This window comes from Vibrio sp. SCSIO 43086, from assembly GCF_051132235.1.
Classification (GTDB): domain Bacteria; phylum Pseudomonadota; class Gammaproteobacteria; order Enterobacterales; family Vibrionaceae; genus Vibrio; species Vibrio diabolicus.
Genome location: NZ_CP072678.1, coordinates 1,335,814 through 1,353,184, shown reverse-complemented (window position 1 = coordinate 1,353,184; position 17,371 = coordinate 1,335,814). Strand labels below are relative to the sequence as shown.

The following is a 17,371-nucleotide window of genomic DNA, read 5'->3' as shown; positions in this document are numbered from 1 at the left end:
AGCTGTGTAACAGCATAACCTCATGAGATAAAGGGAAAAACCGATTTCGATTAAAAACATTTTCAAAATAAATTTGAAAATATAACGATAAGAAAGGCTTTGAGCGTTCTCACTGAACTTCTTCATCTTTTCAGCAATAATGCATGTTTGCTCGCAACCAAACTCAACTCATGCTGCCTCAAGATAACGTTATTACATCCTTTCTGTGCAAAAAGCTCGGTCACAATCATCTGAGAATTGCCGGCGAATATTGGCACATTGAGAAGTTGGTGGCCTTGCAATGCATGATGTTGAAAGAAGCGCCTAACCTCCAAGAAGGGCTGCTTTGGTGGAGTAAAAGTGTCTCATTATTCGACCGCCGCTTGTACGTCACATTGCAACATGATGATGCCCAAATCCATCTGCAAGTCGAATGTAGAACGGCCGATATGCCAAATTGGGCGGAGTCGGTGTTTGGCTTGCTCAAAATGCAGTTGGAAATGCTTGAGCTAAGCGAATCAATACAGGTACAAGTTCACGCCAACAATCCACTCGCGGCCGATATTTTTCTAGAGGAAACGCGAGATTCTAAAACGAGTTCAAGCGTGTTTGAACTGGTGAAACATGTTTATTTGCTGCTTTCTCACCAACCCATTGAGCAACCCGAATTGCTGAGTGTTTTGAACGCCTTGTTCATCAAAAACAGTAATTACGCGCTCAAATTAGAGCAAGCGGCAAGGCAACTGGGCGTCTCCAAACGCACCTTGCAACGTCGACTGCAAGAAAAGCAAATGAGCTACTCTCAATGCGTTGATTTCGCTAAAAGAAAGCAAGCACTCACTTTGCTTGCCGATACCCAACTCACGACGCAGCAAATCGCCTATCAACTTGGTTACGAAGAGCCATCGAACTTTCACCGCACTTTTCGTCGTTGGTATCCGTTTTCACCCATGCAGTATCGCCAACAATGTTTGGATAACCGAACTCAGCTAAATCAGCAACCGATCCGCTTGTACTACGCCAAAGCCAATACCTTCGACGATAACCACATCGACCAACCTGTCGGCAAAATCTGGATGGAAGTGGACAATATTGCGTTTGAAAAAGTGGTCTCGGTAGAATGCCGTGACCGTGATGGCGCATGGCGGCGCTACCCCGCCTTCTTCGAGCGTTTTTTAAGTCATGGCACCGAACTCTGGGCAACGACCGAACTTCCGGTAGCGCATCCCCTTACCTTTCGCCTGTGTTATGAAGTCGATGGGGAACGTTACATTGAGAATAACCACCAGCGTGACTATGTGGTTTCTAAAGGGCTTTTAATTGGCGCAACGGAATACATTGTCCCGACTCGGCAGCTTATTAATATTGGGGCGCAATACACGCTCTTTATCGAACTGGCATGCCGACTTGAAAACGTTGCGAGGATTGACTGTTACGTCGATGATGCCCCCACACCTCACGCGATGCGCTTGACCCAACACTCGCTACATTATGCTTGTTGGGTGCTGCAATTATCGCTCACTCAAACTGCAAAGCAGTGCCGTTTCCGCCTTTATGATGAATTCGACAACGAGCTCGCGAAAGAGCATTACCCGATACAATATCCTATTGTGCAACCGCTCAATTAAAACTGTCGGTCAGATCAAAATCGTCTCTTCGTGACATCATTTCACGTCTTTTTTGGCGTGAAATGACACTCTCAATTTCAAACCTTTGCTTTATCGTTTCTGCATTACTGCATAACGGAGGCAGAAACTGTGCTTGAAACTCTACCTAACCCAATGAATAAAATAAAAATACTTCCTTTCGCGATCGCTCTTGCTCTTTCTGGCTGTGGAAGCGACGAAACCACACCAGTCGATACAGGCAGCCACGTGGCATCTCCTGATTGGCAAGATCAAATCATTTACTTCCTGATGATCGACCGTTTTAACGACGGCGACAGCGCTCTTAATGATCAAGGGCAAAACGAATTCGATCCGACTTCGGATAAAAAATTTAGCGGCGGCGACCTCGTTGGTGTGAGTGATAAGTTAAGCTACATCGAAGATCTCGGTGCCACATCGATCTGGATTACTCCGCCAGTTGCTAACCAATGGTGGGATGCAGAGCAAAACTACGGCGGCTACCACGGGTACTGGGCGCGCGATTTCCAAAAAGTGGATGAACACTTTGGTGACATGGAAAGCTACCAAGCGTTAGCACGCGAAGTGCATGCGCGTAACATGTTCTTAATTCAGGACATCGTGACCAACCATGTAGGCAACTTCTTCACCTACGATGATCCTTACAGTCATGATCCAAGCCTACCTTGCCAAGGCTTCCGTTTGATAAAAAATGCACTACCCGCCGGGCAAGAACTGCCGTACCCACTCAACATGAACGAGTGTAAAACAGACGGCACAGGCAGCTACCACTGGACGCCAACCATCACCGACCACAACGATCCGGTACAAGAAAAAACCTGGCAACTCTCTGATTTGGATGACCTTAATACGTCCGATCCCGAAGTACGCGCTTATCTAAAAGAGAGCTACCGAAAATGGATTCGCGAAGTCGGCGTCGACGGATTCCGTATCGATACGGTGAAGTTTGTTGAACACGATTTCTGGAACGATTTCCTACACGCCAACGATGGTGTGATGACGCAAGCGGTTGATACCGGTCGTGACAACTTCCTCACTTTTGGTGAAGTATTCGAAACATCTACGCCTTACCACACCGAAGGCGAAGAGAAGATGTTGACTTACATCGGTGAAAGTGGCTCGCCGAAACAGCTAACCTCGGTACTGAACTTCCCATTGCAAGCGACCATGACGCGCGTATTTGCAGCAGGGCAACCGACCGACTATTTGCGTTTCCGTCTTGAGAAAATGATGGAGATGTTCCCAAATCCATACATCATGCCGAACTTCATTGATAATCACGACATGCCGCGCTTTCTGTCGCAAGGTAGCGTGAATGACATGAAACAAGCACTGATCACCATGATGAGCGTACCGGGTATTCCTGTGATTTACCAAGGTACAGAGCAAGCGATGTCAGCGGCGCGTGATGCGATGTTCGCCGGAGGGTACCGTGAAGATGGCAACTACGTAGACTCGTTCGACCAAAACAGTGAGATGTACTTGTTTATTCAAGAACTGGCCAAGCTACGCACTGAAAACAAAGTCATGACACGTGGCGAAATAAAAGTGATTGGCAGCGATAAAGCGGGTGCGGGCGTGTTCGCCTTTACCCGAACGTTGGATAACGACGAAGTCTTGGTTGTGATGAACACATCCAACTCGCCGATGTTGATGAACCAACTCGATGTAGAACAAGTTGGCGGCACCGTCTTCCAACAACAAATAATGTCGAACTGGGCAGAAGCTCCAGAACAGTTAATCGCAGATGAAAATGGTCACGTAACCCTTGAGCTACCAGCCAAGTCTGCAGTGATTTACTCAAAAACAAGCAGCAATCAATCTGTAGATACGCCAGACCTCAACATCCAACTAGCGCAGGATTGGGAAGGACAAACCATCACTGGTGATATTGTTATCGCGGGTAGTGCGAACGCCAACGAGAAGTTGAATCTTGTCGTCGACGGGAACTTGGAAACAGCGCAAACCATTACTGTAGGCGCTGATGGTCAGTTTAGCGTCACGCTGTCGACTCGTCACTTTGCAATTGGCGAACAACAGCACCGCTTCGCGATTTATTCCACCGAGAAAAAAGCAGGCATCGAGGACGTGAATTTTGTTTCGAACCTAAGCTGGTCAAGCTCGCCGGATGACACCATTGATGATGCGGGCGACGCACAAGACGGCATGGGCGGTCCAAACGGTAACTACTCATTACCAACCGATCCAACGTTCGACAAAGACAACAGCCAACTCGCAATCAACAAGGCAGAAGTGTTTACCGTTGGCAGTAACGTACGTTTGATCTTCACCATGGACAACATCACCGACACTTGGTTGCCACCAAACGGCTTCGACCACGTGGGTTTCACCATCTTTATTGATTTACCGGAAGAAGCCGCAACCAACTTGTCTGAGCTACCGAAGATCAACGCTTCTATGCCAAGCGGAACCTGGAGTCGCAATGCGGTTGTTTTTGGCTGGCAAAGCTCGATTTACAACACCAAAGGAGCAAATGCGACGATATGGGGAGAAGCCGTAACACCAGCACCAATGGTCACGGTAGACAAAGCCAACAACACCATTTCGATGGACTTTGCTAGCGATGCACTAGGCCGCCCAGATTCGCTCGATGGTATCCGCTTCTATGTCACGACTTGGGACTTAGACGGTCTTTCAGCAACTTACCGTCCGCTAGAGCAAGACAAAGGCCCTTGGAACTTCTCCGGTGGCGCATCGGATGAAAGTAAGATTTGGGACGATTTACCAATCATCACCTTGTCGGAATAAACCGTTAAATAAAACACCGCCCAGCGTTTAGCTGGGCGGCCATCAACAAAAAAATGCAGAAAGACACTTCTGCTCGTTTTTATTCTAGTTAAAGAACGATTTCACCCACAGCACCAGACTGTCCCAAAGCTGAGCGAACCACGAGCCCTCTTCTACCGCTTGGCTGCTGACTAAGGGATAACTCGCCACGGTACTGTCATCGCTTTTCCAAACGACCTTACCAATCTCATCCCCTTGCGCGATCGGTGCAATCAATGGTTCATTTAACACCACACTCTTATCGAGCCCAGCCGTCATTGAACGAGGCAGAGTGAGATAGGCATCATTAGCGAAGATCGCCTCAACTTGATTGATATTTCCCTTCCAAACGCGAACTTTAGACTCAACTTGGCCCTGCTTAGCAACTTGCTTGGTGTCATAAAAACGAAAACCATAGCTGAGTAGATTCTTCGATTGGCTGATCCGAGCCTGTTGACTTGGCGTGCCCATCACTACCGAAATCAACCGCATTTTCCCTTCTTTGGCGGAGCTCACCAAACTGTATCCCGCATTGCTGGTGTAACCGGTTTTGCCCCCGTCGACATCAATGGAATTGTCCCACAGTAATTTATTGCGGTTGTACTGCGTAATGTCGTTCCACTTGAAGACTTTCTCACTATATAGCGCATACACAGCGGGAACATCGTTGATGATCGACTGCATGAGTTTTGCCATATCGGTGGGTGAGGTTTGGATGCCTTCACTATCGAGACCATGGGAATTTACAAAATAAGTGTCTTGCAGCCCTAACTTCTCAGCCCAACCATTCATCAAGGCGACAAAGCCGCGTTCACTGCCAGCAACGTGTTCCGCCAGTGCAACGCACGCGTCATTACCCGATTGGATGATCACGCCGCGCATTAAGTTCGCAACACTAATTTCATCTTTCGGTTTGATGAACATTTTAGAAGATCCGGGAAACTTGGCCGACCACGCGTTTTCGCTCACGGTGACAACATCATCCCATTTCAAACGTCCCGCTTTGATTTCTTGCCCAACGACGTAAGCGGTCATCAACTTGGTTAAACTCGCCGGAGCAAGGCCTGCTCGCCCGTTATGCTCGGCAATAATGGCACCGGATTGAAAGTCCATTAATACGTAACCTTTTGCCTGTAACTGAGGTGGGTTGGGCGTAACAACGGCAAAAGTAGGTACGCTTATTAAACAAGTCACAATAATCCATCGAGCCAGTGACACTTTCATCCGACTTCCTCCATGCTCTTACTTTGTCGCAACTCTATTGAGCATAGCTCACTCAACCAGTTGCACCAGTCGCTAATCGTTTCATTTTCTTGAACTTACATTGATTTGACCAAGGTATAGAACTGACGAAGCGATTTGGAAATAGCATTGGTTCTTCACGCCATTCGCAGTAAAGTAGCGCTACCCCTCAATAAGGAAATAAAGATAACAATGAACGCTCAATCATTTATCGACGCAGGATTGCATTACACTCCCCACAGCTTTACCGTTCCTCTGGATTACCAAGACGTGAGTAAAGGCACCATTGAAGTCTTCGCTCGTGCGGTTTGCCTAGTTGGCGATGAAGAATCGACCAAACCTTGGTTGGTTTACTTTCAGGGCGGACCAGGCTTTCCCTCTCCGCGTCAAAACGGCAATAACGGCTGGGTAAAACGCGCGCTCCAAGAGTACCGAGTGTTGCTTCTCGACCAGCGCGGTACGGGCAACAGCAGCGTAATTAATCACCAGACGCTTGCTCACCTCACGCCAGAGCAACAAGCAGACTACTTGAGCCACTTCCGAGCGGATAACATCGTGCGCGACGCGGAATACATTCGTGAGCAATTTGGCGTAGAAAAATGGGCGATCTTAGGTCAAAGCTTTGGTGGTTTTTGCTCCCTCACCTATTTGTCTTTGTTTCCAGACAGCTTGCTGCAAAGCTACATCACGGGTGGCGTGCCATCAGTCTCGCGTCATGCCGACGATGTTTATGAAGCCACCTTCAAACGCACCATGGAGAAAAACCAAGCGTTCTTCCAACAATTTCCAAGTGCGCAACAACTTTGCCAAAACATTGCGAATCACTTGCTGGAAAATGAAGAGTACCTACCAAATGGTCAACGCTTCACGGTGGAACAATTTCAACAAATCGGCATCAACTTTGGTGTGAGTGATACTTTCTTACCAACTTACTATTGGTTAGAAAGCGCGTTGATTGAAGTGAACGGCAAACAACAACTTCGCTATGAGTTCTTGAACGATATGTTGGCGCAACAAAACTTCCAAACCAACCCGATTTACGCCATTTTGCATGAATCGATTTATTGCCAAGGTTTTGCGTCAAATTGGAGTGCACACCGTGTTCGCCAAACCCGACCAGAGTTTAATTATGAACCTGGCAAGCCATTTTACTTTACGGGGGAAATGGTCTTCCCATGGATGTTCGATCAATACGTCAACCTCAAGCCACTAAAAGATGCCGCTGAAATATTGGCCGCGAAAGAAGATTGGACTGCGCTGTACGATCAAACACAACTGGCTCAAAACAAAGTGCCTGTCAGTTGCGCCGTTTACGCCGATGATATGTTTGTGGAAATGGATATCAGCCGAGAAACGCTCGCGTTAATCCCAAACTCAAAAGCGTGGATCACTAACGAGTACGAGCACAACGGTTTACGTGCCGACGGTGAGCGCGTTTTAGATAAGTTAATTGCGATGAGGAATCAAACCGCCGCTAATTTGAAATAAATACTATAAAAACGCCTCTTCTAGAGGTAAGAGGCGTTTCATTCCTACCATCTTGTTTTTACGAATCTCTTACGCGCTTGGTCATACGTTTCGTCATCACCCGGTAGCCCATTTTATGATAGAAATCCTCACCTTCATGGTTAAATGACGCCACGGTTAAGCCGATTTCTTCTATTCCTTGAGCACACAAATCACTTTCCATCTTATCCATCAGCGATAAACCTATTCCTAAGTTTCGATGGTTCTCTGAAACAATAAGCTCATTAATAAAGCCAACGCGTTTTTCTGGTGAAATCAGCGACTGAACGTTACGAACCGAACCAGAGATAAAACCGACGACTTTTCTTTGCGAACAAGCAATAAAAGCGCTCACGCTCCCATCAAAATACTTTTCGAAGGTACAATATGATTCTCTTAGTTGTGCCAATTCCTTGGGTGGACGATAGAAGTTCGGTTCAGCTTCATAGTGCGATGTATCGAGTTCAACGAGTAATTGTTTGAGCAAGGGAGCATCTTCTTCCCTCAGCCGCCTGATATAAAACTGCTGCATGTCCTTTCCTTGCCAACTGATCCGATTATTATTTTGTAGCTCTTGCGCACAACTTTAATGAAGAGCCGAAGAAGGAATCACAGTACAAATTTAAACCAAAAGTGTCGAGTTCAACTTACCTTGTTCTCTACAATTTATGCTTATAATTTGAACACATAGCGATTTTACCCGCGTGACGCTTTGCCGCATCAAAACACCGCTACATCCCGCCTAGCCATAATATCCGCATAATTTGTCCGTATTTCCGACTAATTTAGTCAGGTATACTTCGTGCCGCTAAAATTTTAAGGTCGTTGACCACCTGTATTTTTAAAGGAAACCTCATGAGTCAGTATGTAGTTTGTGCGCTGTACAAGTTTGTTGAGCTGAATAACTATCAAGAACTACGCGAGCCATTACTTGCGTTGATGGAAAAACACCATATTCGCGGAACATTACTGCTGGCAAGTGAGGGCATCAACGGCACTGTTGCCTCTGATCGTGCAGGTATTGATACGCTACTGGAGTGGCTAAACAACGAGCCTCGTTTGACAGGCACCGTATACAAAGAGTCGTATTCTGAGACCCAGCCATTCAATCGCACCAAAGTAAAATTGAAAAAAGAGATCGTAACATTGGGTGTCGAAGGCATCGACCCTCGCCACGTAGTGGGTACTTACGTGAAACCTCAAGAGTGGAACGATCTTATTGCTGATCCTGAAGTGTTTGTTGTCGATACACGTAATGATTACGAAATCGAGATCGGCACATTCAAAGGCGCTGTAAACCCAAATACTGAAACCTTTCGTGAATTCCCAGACTATGTAAAAGAAAACATGGATCCGGAAAAGCATAAGAAAGTGGCGATGTTCTGTACCGGTGGCATCCGCTGTGAGAAATCAACTGCTTACATGAAAGAGCAAGGTTTTGATGAGGTCTACCACTTAGAAGGCGGCATTCTAAAATATCTTGAAGAGGTTCCTCAAGAAGAGAGTATGTGGGAAGGCGATTGTTACGTGTTTGATGGCCGTGTTGCAGTAAACCACCAGCTAGAAAAAGCAGATTACGACTTATGTAACGCTTGTCGCCTACCGATCACAGAACAAGACAAACAGTCCGATTTGTTCGAGCAAGGCGTGAGCTGCCCGAAATGTCACGGCACACACTCAGAAGAACAAATTGCTCGATTCCGCGAACGTGAAAAACAAATTGTTCTTGCAGAACAACGAGGCGAGCAGCATGTTGGTGGCGAAAGTGCCAAGCAAAGAGAAGCCCGACGTGCCGCTAAGTACGCACAAAAAGAAGCTCAGCGTAAACAAGACTAAGCTCGACTCTAATTCTATTTTAAGCGAGCTGCCGTAAGGTGGCTCGCTTTTACTATGCACCAACACTCTTTCAATACAATTTTGTATCCCTCACCAAAACCTCTAGTTGATTGTCTCTTTTGCCTTCGGGTAGCCCCACCATCTCATCATAAGCACTTTGATGTACTAAAACCTGCTTATTTGCTTTGATATTCTTGCACTTCTTTTGCATCTCGATAAGGGAATGAGCCCTCAAAAAGATACCGTTGTCGTCAGTGATGAATTGCGCTTTTCCATCAACTACGACAGATGCTTGATACAATGCGAGATCAAGCGAGTGAATGATCAATTTATCTACGTAGAAGAACTTTTCTAACTTACTCAGTGGTATCGACATGTCTCACCTCCTTGTGAGCAACCTCTACGTTTTAATGAACAAAACCGATCATTAGGTGAGATCTCTTCGGATCATTTGCGTACAACATCGGAAACAAAGAGGATTCCGATGCAAACAATCAATGTCGTGTGGTTAAAACGAGATTTAAGACTGACTGACCACCAGCCCTTAACACAAGCATTGTCGTCAAAGCACCCAACGGTACTTTTATATATTGTTGAACCGTTGCTGTTAAACAACCCTCACTATTCTGAGCGTCACTGGCGATTTGTTTGGCAATCATTGCAAGACATGAATGAGACGCTCAAAGCCTATGGACACCGCATCACGGTTCTGTTTGGCGATGCCTTAGCATGTTTTCAATCAATTCAAATGCAATATCAAATCAACGCTGTGTTTTCTCATCAGGAAATAGGGCTCAACTGCACCTTTGAGCGCGATAAGCAAATTGCCGACTGGCTGCATGAGCAGAACATCACGTGGTTTGAGTTCGAGCACGGTGCTGTTATTAGAGGAGCAAAAGACCGGCAGGGTTGGGACAAACATTGGGATTTGGTCATGAGAGCCTCCATAAGCCCTCTTGAGCTGCAAACCAACTTGTTGCATTCATTGGATGCAGAATCACTCGGCTGCGCGTTTTCGCCACCTTCATCCTGGCTATCAAAATGCAAAGGAATGCAAACGGGAGGAAGCCAACTCGCTTGGAAAACACTGGAAGATTTTTTCAATCGTCGAGGTCGTGATTACTATCGAAGCATTTCTAGTCCCACAGCCTCACGTACAGCCTGTACTCGCCTTTCTCCATACCTCGCTTGGGGTAATATAGCCTTGCGTGAAGTTTATCAGTACCTATTGAAACACTGGCAAGTTGCTGGGTTTCGTCGCAGCTTAATTGCGTTGTCTTCACGGCTGCATTGGCACTGCCATTTCATACAGAAATTCGAGTCGGAATACGACATGGAGTTTTACTGTGTAAACCGGGCTTACGAATCGTTGATTAAACAAAGTAGCACTTTCGATGAAGAAAAGTTAGCAGCATGGAAATCTGGATATACTGGCATACCTTTGATCGATGCCTGTATGCGCTGTTTGCATCAGACTGGCTATATAAACTTTCGCATGCGCGCCATGCTGGTTAGTTTTCTCACTCATCACATGAACATGGATTGGCGAACTGGCGTGACGCATTTAGCGCAACTATTCCTCGACTTTGAGCCTGGTATTCATTACCCACAATTCCAAATGCAAGCCGGGGTAACTGGGACCAATACAATCCGGATTTACAACCCGGTTAAGCAAGCCCAAGAACATGACCCTGATGGCGCGTTCATCTATAAATGGGTGCCTGAATTGCAAATGGTCCCCACCCCACTATTGTTCGAGCCCTGGACAATGACACAGATGGAAACCGTCATGTACCACTTGAAACCGGATAGCCGTTACCTAGCGCCTATTGTCGACCTAAATAGCGCAGCTAAAGACGCAAGGGAGCGTCTATGGGCATGGCGGAAACGGGCCGATGTAAAACAAGAAGGCAAACGGATTTTAACACGACACGTGAGGCCATCGAAAGAAAGCAGGGCTCGTTGATCATCTTTTCATTTAGATGCGTACAAACGAAGACATTCTCTAGGGAAACCGTTGTACCCCCAACTGGTAAGGAACACATTATGTTTAAACGTATCTTGGTTATCACGGCTACATTGATGGCGACTTTATCTTTTATGCTTCCCGTCAAGGCTCATGAGCATGGCATGATGAAGGCTGATATTGTCGACGTTGCCACTGAAAACGGCTCTTTCAATACACTTGTCGCTGCAGTGAAAGCGGCTGATCTAGTCGATACACTCAAAGGAGAAGGCCCATTTACTGTTTTTGCACCAACGGATGACGCTTTTGCAAAACTGCCTGACGGTACAGTCGATATGCTCTTAATGCCGGAAAACAAAGACAAGTTGGTATCCATTTTGACTTATCACGTCGTCCCAGGGAAAGTAATGGCTGCCGATGTTGTTAAGCTGGACAAAGCGACTACGGTTCAGGGACAAGACGTGATGATTAAAACCATGGGTGATAAAGTCATGGTCAACGATGCAAATGTAATGGCAACCGATGTGAAAGCTAAAAACGGCATCATTCATGTTATTGATACCGTCATTATGCCTAAATAAAATGATTCAGAGGGCGGTATATTCCGCCCTTTAAACGGTGCTTCTTCTATCCTTAATCCTGCCCCTTCCCACCTTCGACCCAACAACCAATCACTCATTCACTCCAGCTATAGAAAAGACAAAAACAACATGAAAACCAATACCTTAGAAACAAAACAGCACAATATCAATGAGGTTGGCGTACCGTTACCTTTCAATTTGAGAACATGATTCCATGTCAGTGTCGTTTACTTTTCCACATGTAAATTCTTGAGCTAAATTTTGACTGCTCAATCACATTTCGGCAAACCACTCGAAAGGGTGGGACGCAAAGCTTCCGGTCTGTCAGCATTCCATCATCAAAAGTAATGCTCATGATAGCGGGGTTGCCATGTTGCAACACTACATTATCCAAAGTATGGACTCATGCAGCGTTGCTTCATGCTCAGCATGCGCCGAGGTGTGACATTAATTTGTCAGCCATAACAGAGGACATGTGATGAAATCCTTCCCAACCAAATCCGTACTTGCATTAGCACTTGCAAGCATTAGCTCAAGTGCTGCGGCTCACGGCTACGTATCAGAAACCAATGATGGTGTCGCTGCAAGTCGCGCGGCACTATGTAAGTATCCAACACCTGATACTAACGAAAAAAATAATAACTGCGGTGCCATTCAATACGAGCCACAAAGTGTTGAAGGTCCTGATGGTTTTCCACAAACAGGGCCTCGCGATGGAAAAATAGCAAGTGCCGAAACCGCTCTAGCTGCCGCTCTTGATGAACAAACTGCCGACCGCTGGGTTAAACGTCCTATTCAATCAGGTACACAGACTTTTGAATGGACATTTACCGCTAACCATGTGACGCGTGACTGGAAATATTACATCACCAAACCTGATTGGAACCCAAATTCCTCACTATCACGCGACTCGTTTGATCTGACTCCTTTCTGTGTAGTCGACGGCAATATGGTTCAACCTCCAAAACAGGTGAGCCATCAATGTAATGTGCCTACGCGCAAGGGGTATCACGTCATTCTGGCGGTATGGGATGTTGGCGACACAGCGGCTTCATTTTATAACGTTATCGATGTGAAATTTGATGGCGACAGTCCAGTCATTCCAGATTGGACGCAAGGCGGTCAAATTATTCCGACGATGGATTTAAATGTTGGAGATTCGGTTTATACGCGCGTATTTGATCAGGCGGGTGAAAACATAGCTTATCGAACCGAGCTAGAAATTACCGATGCAGTCATGGGCAAAGCGAAAAATTGGTCTTACGCTCTAGCAACGAAGATCAACCAAGAGCAAACTAAACTGCAAGCTGGACAGTATGCCGAGGATAAATTCACTCCTGTTTATGGTACTAACCCGGTGTACCTGCAAGCTAATAGCGGCCTTGAGCGTGTAGAAATCGGCTACAAGATAGAAACTCCCGCTCCAGAGTACTCACTCACAGTAGATGGCTTAGCAGACGAGTATATCATTGAGTCAACACCGACAACGTTGGAGCTGACACTAACTGCTGAAGGCGATTTAAACGCAGAACTCACCGTGTACAATCACCACCGTGAGCCACTTACAAGCTGGGCAGACGAAATGAAAGACGGCTCGGTGGAGGCTGTATCGCTCGCTTTAACCAAATCAGAGCCTGGTCACCATATGCTCGTGACTCGTATTAAAGACAAAGATGGCAACTTGGTGGATCAGCAAACGCTCGACTTTCACTTAAAAGAAGAGTCAGTAACGCCACCACCATCTGGCGAGTACGATTTTGTCTTCCCTGAAGGGCTATCTAGCTACACAGCGGGCACAAAAGTGCTTGCAAGCGACGGTGCCATTTACCAATGTAAACCTTTCCCATACTCTGGTTACTGTGTACAGTGGAAAGAAAGCGCAAACCAATACGAACCAGGAACTGGTTCACACTGGGAAATGGCTTGGGATAAAGTCAACTAAATCGCCCTTTGAACGTTAAGTAAAAAGAGCCTCGCTATGAGGCTCTTTCATTATCAAACGCAAAAATGGCAGTTTTCCCGATCTAAACCATGAACACCTGACAAATTGGCCAAATGCGCCCGCCCTTCAATCAGCCCCATTTCATAACCTTCCAATAGCACGGTTTGTCGCATTGATAAGCGCTGAACAGGAAAATTATCTGGTGGTGCAATCACTCTGACATGCGTTCCCGGTGGAGGATTACGAATAAATTCCAACGATTGATTGTAGTTATCTGCACGTCTTAACATCGCGTCCGCCATTTTAGGATGTTCGGCAAATAACTTCTTCATCAGCCATGTGGTTTTTACTGGCTTCTTGGCATAATTTAGCGGGTGAGAAAGCACAACGGTTATGTCTCGAGCCCCGCGACGATAAGCCTCACGCACCGGGATAGAATCTGCAACCCCGCCATCGGTATAGCAGCCTCCAGAAAAGCAAGGGGTATGCTTGTATGCAATGGGTAACGCTGTTGTCGCTTCAATCGCATGGTGAAAATTATCACGCGTCACGCGATAATAATCTGCCTGTCCTGTATCTACATTCGTCGTCGCTGCCAGAAAAGGAATGCCATTAAACAGTTTATTTTCATCGACGGGATACAAACGATTAGACTCTTCAAACAGCCACTTCACATCAATGAGATCCCCACCTTTAACGAATCGAGTCGGATCAAAAAAGCGTTTACTCGTTGCCAGCTTAGTAATGACATTAATGCTGCGATGCGGATAGTCGGTCAAATAACCAATCAAGTTTGATGCGCCAGCAGATACACCAATGGCAAAATCAAACGGTTTATAACTCTGCTCTAAAAACGCATCTAGCACTCCGCTTGCGAAGACACCTCGCATCGCGCCACCTTCCACTACAATTGCTTTTGTTGCCATATTTCCCCCATTATTCTTTCCAAAAGAGTAATGAAATTCGTGCAATCAAAACAATTGAATATTCTTATTATTGAAATAGGTGAAGTCTATTTATTTCTTTCTTAGAAAGTGAAAACTAAAGTTCAAAAAATCCACACCAGCTAGAAATGTAGGTGTGGATTTAGACGAGATGGAGACGCCTATGAGAAAACAGTTTTATAGGCTTCGCCCGCGCCATCAATAAACATTTGAGTACCGATAACCGCTAGGATTAAGCCCATCATTTTCGTCACGACGTTCAGAGCACTCGGTCCAACTGCTTTGACCAATTTGTCTCCAAATAAAAACAGTATATAGGTAATAACACACAACACAGCAAAAGAAACGATGGTAATAATGGTTTGATCAAAACCACCCGCCGTAGCAAAGTTCATCGCGGTAGCAATCGTTCCAGGCCCTGCTAATATCGGCATTGCAAGTGGAGAAACGGCAATGCTCAACGCCGCCTGCTGCTGCGCTGGAGAATACGCTTTCTCTTTAGTTTTCTGATGCGTCGAATCACCTTGAAGCATATTAAAACCGATCAAAAACACCAAGATACCGCCCGTTATTCGCAAGGCGTACAGCGTGATACCAAACAAATCAAAAATTAATTTACCGGCGATCGAAAATATCGCAATGATGACAAATGCAATAAAAACCGAACGAAGCGCCATGGAACGTACGGTTTCCCTGTCCTCATCAGCCGTTAAACTCAAAAAGATAGGAATATTGGCGATGGGGTTCATGATCGCAAAGAAGCCCATAAACACCGTGACTGTATGAACGATGAGTTCTTTCATATTTTCCACTGCAGTTAAATTGTTGATTCTAAAAACAGTATATACGCTCTCAAGCAGAACGAGTGATGTATTCTCTATTCATCTTCACACTTATGCGCTAAGCATTGTTTTTCTTTTGAGATAGTTTACCGACTCATCAAATATCGCTAAGGTGAGGCTTCAGCCTTTACATGTAACAGGGGATGTTAAGTCACCATGAACAGTACGATACAAACAATTCTCAATCACCGCTCAATTCGAAAGTTCACCTCGCAACCTATTGAAAGCGAACGATTAGAAACGATTCTACAAGCTGGCCTTGCGGCGTCTTCATCAAGTATGTTGCAAGTCGTCTCAATTATCCGCGTGACTGATAAAGAAAAGCGTACGCTATTGGCACAATATGCGGGGAATCAAGGGTACGTTGAAAGCGCTGCTGAGTTTTTGGTGTTTTGCATTGATTACCAGCGCCACGCCACTATCAATCCTGATGTTCAAGCTGATTTCACCGAGTTAACACTTATCGGTGCTGTTGATTCTGGCATCATGGCACAAAACTGCTTACTTGCGGCAGAGTCTATGGGACTAGGAGGCGTGTATATTGGTGGCTTACGAAACAATGCTCAAAAAGTCGACGAGTTATTAGGCTTACCTAAAAATACCGCCATTTTATTTGGTATGTGTCTTGGTCATCCAGATCAAGCCCCTGAAGTTAAGCCACGTCTACCTGCTCATGTCGTGGTGCACGAGAATCAATATCAAGACCTAAATTTGGATGATATTCAGGCTTATGACCAAACCATGCAAAACTACTATGCAAACCGTTCGAGCAATCAAAAACAAAGCACTTGGTCACAAGAAGTCACCAGTAAACTAGCTGGCGAATCACGTCCACACATCCTGCCTTACTTAAACAGTAAAGGGCTCACTAAAAGGTGATGACCACAGTACGATAGGATCAAAAAAGGCCTCTGAAGAGGCCTTTAGAATTTATCAGCAAAAACTCGCTTAGTTACCGCCTGTCGCGCCAGTACCATCGCCTGGTTGTGGTTCTGGTTTAATTGGCTTACCAGGTTTCGCTTCAGGAATGGTAGGAACAGTTGGTTTAATTTGATCTACAGGTTTACCTTCAGCGATATCTTTTTCAACCTGCTCAACAACGTTCTTTGTATCTTCTTCAGAAATCTCTACGTAAATCACGTCATCAGAACCCGCACTAGCTTTAGGGTAATGTGGGTTTTTCGCAATCACTTCTTCGGTAATCGATTTTGCAGCAACTGCTACAGCTTCAGGTGCAGCTGTTGGGTTTGCTTTAATGATATCCGATACAACGTTCGCTGTAGCAACTAACTTCGTAGCAAGTGCACTATTACCGCCTTCACTTTGAAGATCTTCAACTACTGACTCTGTATCACGAAGGATTTCATCAACCGTTTTACCACTTGCATTGATATCAATACCTAAGTTCTCGAATACTTTTTCGGCGATATCAGAAGAGTAAATCTCACCTTCTTTCAAAGAGTTAGAAACCAAAGTCGTAAATGGAGAGCCTGTTACTAATGAATCCGCCTGCGCTAAGCCTTGAGGGATTTTGTAGTCAGATGTAATAGGTTTGCCATTTGATGCGTCTTTACTCTCATCAGTATGCGTCAATACGAAAGCACAGTCACCTGGCGCATTTACGACATTGATATTTTCAAAACGCGCTTCACCAACCATACCTTCATAGTTTGTTGTATTTTCAATCGCGTCGTATGTTTCACCACCACATACAGCTTGAACCTTCATGCCGATAACAGCTGGGTCATAAGCCTGAACTGAGTATCTTTTTACCTCAGGGTCGCTGTCACTACCACAACCTGCTAGTAGGACTGCTGCCACACTTGCCGTTAAAAGTTTGATTTTCAAAATTAGCTCCAATATTTGTTGTTATATCCGACCGCAACAGGAAGCATAACGGCAGTTGCATATGGTGTAAATAGTATACATACAACTTTGGCATGAGTTTTTTCACATTCCCGCCTGTTTACTTGTGCAAAATCATGCATTCATCTCAATAACGTTAAATAGACACAATTTTGTCATGTATTCGTCAGTATTTTTTTAAGTATCTTGTTGCCTTTATTGCAACCAGATGGATAATAGTTGACTATTTTTTGT

At 45.4% G+C, this 17,371-nt stretch carries 14 protein-coding genes and 1 riboswitch; of the genes, 8 read left to right on the top strand and 6 right to left on the bottom strand.

Annotation, left to right across the window (positions count from 1 at the left end):
- Window positions 1-143 precede the first annotated feature (143 nt).
- Entirely contained in the window at window positions 144-1,607 is a 1,464-nt protein-coding gene (locus tag J8Z23_RS22195) for a helix-turn-helix transcriptional regulator (protein ID WP_434635424.1), read from the top strand.
- 129 nt (window positions 1,608-1,736) lie between these two features.
- Entirely contained in the window at window positions 1,737-4,394 is a 2,658-nt protein-coding gene (locus tag J8Z23_RS22190; protein ID WP_434635423.1) for an alpha-amylase family glycosyl hydrolase, read from the top strand.
- 84 nt (window positions 4,395-4,478) lie between these two features.
- Here the strand turns inward: J8Z23_RS22190 and J8Z23_RS22185 are convergent, their stop codons facing one another.
- Window positions 4,479-5,636 carry a D-alanyl-D-alanine carboxypeptidase family protein gene (locus tag J8Z23_RS22185; protein WP_434635422.1) on the bottom strand — a complete coding sequence of 386 codons (1,158 nt, stop codon included), beginning with the start codon at window positions 5,634-5,636 and terminating at the stop codon, window positions 4,479-4,481.
- A 210-nt stretch (window positions 5,637-5,846) separates the two neighbouring features.
- Here J8Z23_RS22185 and J8Z23_RS22180 point away from each other — a divergent pair, with 210 nt between their 5' ends.
- Complete coding sequence (locus tag J8Z23_RS22180) at window positions 5,847-7,142, top strand: alpha/beta fold hydrolase (protein WP_434635421.1); 1,296 nt, start codon at window positions 5,847-5,849, stop codon at window positions 7,140-7,142.
- Window positions 7,143-7,200: 58 nt separating this feature from the next.
- Here J8Z23_RS22180 and J8Z23_RS22175 read toward each other — a convergent pair whose 3' ends face one another.
- Window positions 7,201-7,692 (bottom strand): GNAT family N-acetyltransferase, encoded by a 492-nt coding sequence (locus tag J8Z23_RS22175; protein WP_258674720.1) that lies wholly within the window; start codon window positions 7,690-7,692, stop codon window positions 7,201-7,203.
- 323 nt (window positions 7,693-8,015) lie between these two features.
- Here J8Z23_RS22175 and J8Z23_RS22170 point away from each other — a divergent pair, with 323 nt between their 5' ends.
- On the top strand, window positions 8,016-8,996 hold the full coding sequence (locus J8Z23_RS22170; RefSeq protein ID WP_432598765.1) for a rhodanese-related sulfurtransferase: 981 nt from the start codon (window positions 8,016-8,018) through the stop codon (window positions 8,994-8,996).
- A 70-nt stretch (window positions 8,997-9,066) separates the two neighbouring features.
- Here the strand turns inward: J8Z23_RS22170 and J8Z23_RS22165 are convergent, their stop codons facing one another.
- Complete coding sequence (locus J8Z23_RS22165) at window positions 9,067-9,372, bottom strand: DUF6482 family protein (protein WP_006740792.1); 306 nt, start codon at window positions 9,370-9,372, stop codon at window positions 9,067-9,069.
- A gap of 108 nt (window positions 9,373-9,480) precedes the next feature.
- On the opposite strand from J8Z23_RS22165, the gene J8Z23_RS22160 reads away from it, so the two are divergent.
- The 3 genes from J8Z23_RS22160 to gbpA all read left to right on the top strand — a co-directional run bounded on the left by J8Z23_RS22160 (window position 9,481) and on the right by gbpA (window position 13,485).
- Window positions 9,481-10,962, top strand: coding sequence for a deoxyribodipyrimidine photo-lyase/cryptochrome family protein (locus tag J8Z23_RS22160; protein WP_434635420.1), 1,482 nt, complete (start codon window positions 9,481-9,483; stop codon window positions 10,960-10,962).
- An 80-nt stretch (window positions 10,963-11,042) separates the two neighbouring features.
- Window positions 11,043-11,543, top strand: a complete 501-nt coding sequence (locus J8Z23_RS22155; protein WP_301659335.1) for a fasciclin domain-containing protein — start codon at window positions 11,043-11,045, stop codon at window positions 11,541-11,543.
- A gap of 272 nt (window positions 11,544-11,815) precedes the next feature.
- Window positions 11,816-11,916: riboswitch (cyclic di-GMP riboswitch) on the top strand.
- Window positions 11,917-12,021: 105 nt separating this feature from the next.
- On the top strand, window positions 12,022-13,485 hold the full coding sequence (gbpA, locus tag J8Z23_RS22150) for an N-acetylglucosamine-binding protein GbpA (RefSeq protein ID WP_301659334.1): 1,464 nt from the start codon (window positions 12,022-12,024) through the stop codon (window positions 13,483-13,485).
- Window positions 13,486-13,538: 53 nt separating this feature from the next.
- Here gbpA and J8Z23_RS22145 read toward each other — a convergent pair whose 3' ends face one another.
- Together J8Z23_RS22145 and J8Z23_RS22140 are read right to left on the bottom strand one after the other, a co-directional pair.
- On the bottom strand, window positions 13,539-14,411 hold the full coding sequence (locus J8Z23_RS22145) for a patatin-like phospholipase family protein (RefSeq protein WP_005397800.1): 873 nt from the start codon (window positions 14,409-14,411) through the stop codon (window positions 13,539-13,541).
- A gap of 179 nt (window positions 14,412-14,590) precedes the next feature.
- Complete coding sequence (locus tag J8Z23_RS22140; RefSeq protein WP_046875716.1) at window positions 14,591-15,232, bottom strand: MarC family protein; 642 nt, start codon at window positions 15,230-15,232, stop codon at window positions 14,591-14,593.
- Window positions 15,233-15,427: 195 nt separating this feature from the next.
- On the opposite strand from J8Z23_RS22140, the gene nfsA reads away from it, so the two are divergent.
- Complete coding sequence (nfsA, locus tag J8Z23_RS22135; RefSeq protein ID WP_301659333.1) at window positions 15,428-16,150, top strand: oxygen-insensitive NADPH nitroreductase; 723 nt, start codon at window positions 15,428-15,430, stop codon at window positions 16,148-16,150.
- Between the two features lie 69 nt (window positions 16,151-16,219).
- On the opposite strand, the gene J8Z23_RS22130 is transcribed toward nfsA, so the two are convergent.
- Window positions 16,220-17,119: a hypothetical protein gene (locus J8Z23_RS22130; protein ID WP_301659332.1), complete on the bottom strand. Its 900-nt coding sequence runs from the start codon at window positions 17,117-17,119 to the stop codon at window positions 16,220-16,222.
- Window positions 17,120-17,371: the final 252 nt, after the last annotated feature.